Source organism: Bradyrhizobium sp. P5_C11_2 (assembly GCF_054049755.1).
Map to the genome: position 1 here is coordinate 1 of NZ_JBFULT010000933.1, position 1,677 is coordinate 1,677.

2 protein-coding genes are annotated in these 1,677 nt (G+C 62.8%); one reads left to right on the plus strand and one right to left on the minus strand.

Annotated features, from left to right (window positions below; genetic code table 11):
- Positions 1-124: 124 nt before the first annotated feature.
- On the minus strand, positions 125-583 hold the full coding sequence (locus ACXJL8_RS40435) for a hypothetical protein (RefSeq protein WP_456621959.1): 459 nt from the start codon (positions 581-583) through the stop codon (positions 125-127).
- Positions 584-867: 284 nt separating this feature from the next.
- Here ACXJL8_RS40435 and ACXJL8_RS40440 point away from each other — a divergent pair, with 284 nt between their 5' ends.
- The gene (locus ACXJL8_RS40440) at positions 868-1,572 is read left to right on the plus strand and encodes a GrlR family regulatory protein (RefSeq protein WP_456686965.1); all 705 of its coding nucleotides are present in this window, start codon (positions 868-870) and stop codon (positions 1,570-1,572) included.
- Positions 1,573-1,677: the final 105 nt, after the last annotated feature.

Here is a 1,677-nt window from a genome sequence, read left to right on the forward strand (position 1 = left end):
CAAGCAGGGCAAGCTCGTCACCACGCTGTGCTTCTAAAGCGCGATGAGATCGCGCTTTGGAATTATTGTTTGAGCGTGATCTTTTCGGAAAACCGCTACCTACTTTTCCGGATCATGCTGTAGCTCACTTGTAGTAGTAGGCGACGTTGTTGCGGGCGTCGCGATAGGTGGTTTCGAGAAAATCCGGATACTGCTCGGCCGCCCGCGCCACGGCGCGCACGACGCAGGCCCAGAAATCGCCATCCCAGCTGAAATGGGTGAAGGTCGCGTCCTCGAATTTGACGGCGGTGATGATGGCCTGCCTGATCGCGGCGTCATCGGCGCGCGGATGGGCGCGCTTCAGGTAGCCGAACATCGGCCCTTCATGGGCGTGGTCGCGATCTCTGCGGTATTGCGCGCTGATCTGCTCCGGCGTGAGGGTGCGATTGATGCGGACCTGCTCGGCGGTCGGGCGCCCTTCGATCGAATCCAATCGGTAGCGCCAGCGCCAGAGCTCGAACGCGGCATCGAGCAGCGGCTGCTTCGCCGCGCTGGCGATGAACGCCGCGATCTGCTGCTCGGCTGATGTCTCTGTCTGATCCATGCCGCTTGGTCGCGCGCCTGCGCCGGCGGGTTCGAAGGCATTCCGGGGCCGCGCCAAACAAAAAAGGCGCAAACAACCCCATGCACAGTAGCCAAGTGGTTGAAATTGCAAATATTATGATTTTACGAAATTCGTTTGACCCGTCGGGCAAAACAGGGGCATGATGGCATCATGGCAGCGGAGGATCCCGGCGGCGGCCCCTGCGCGCAAAAGCCGGATGGCCTCGGTGCGGCAGCAGTGCTAGGTAGCCTGCGATTCTTTTCCGATTTTACGGGTTTATTGCGTTGCTGGACGGACTCTACAAGGTTGAATACGGCATCAACGGCGCCTTCGGCCGCAGCATCATGTGCATGCACAGGGGCAAGCTGCTGGGCGGCAATTCCGCCTTCGCGCATCTCGGGACCTATCAGGAGCGCGATGGCGAGATCATCGGCGAGGTGATCACCGAGCGCCACAATGATGATCCTCACTACAAGCCGCTGATGGGCGCCGACGTCGCCGCGATCAAGGTGCGCGGCAGGACCGAGGGATCGACCATCCTGTTCGAGGGCAGCKCGGATACGATCCCTGACGGCGTGTTCTGGGCCAACCTCGCGCCGCTCGATGACGCGGCGCTGCCGCCGCGCGGCGCGGTCGGTCCGGGCGCGATCGCCAACGGGCTCTATGGGATCCGCCTGCGCGCGCTCGACGGCGTCGATGCCGGGCTCTCCGGCGTGATGCTGCTGATGGACGGCCGCATCCTCGGCGGCGATGCGTTCTTCTACTATCTCGGCTCCTACTCCTCGGCAGACGGCCGCTGGAAGGGCGAGATGCTCAACCAGGAACACACGCCGGCGAAAGGCGAAAATCCCGTCTTCGGCGGCTGCGAGGTCGGGATCGGATTCTCCGGGACCTGCACGGCCGACAGCGGCGAGTTTGACGGCATCGCGCTTGCGGGCAAGCGCAGCCTGCGCCTGGCGGCCTCGCTCAAGCTGATGCGGCGGGCCTAGGGCGTTTTCTCATAAATTCGTTGCGTCCGCTTTGCTGTTGGAAGGCGACGTTGAAGCCGATACGCCTGCATGTCGGCGTTGGGCCCAGACGCGGACCCATTACAT

Excerpts from the sequence above, each read along its gene's own strand:
- ACXJL8_RS40435 (WP_456621959.1), bottom strand. The coding sequence starts at position 583 with ATGGATCAGACAGAGACATCAGCCGAGCAGCAGATCGCGGCGTTCATC.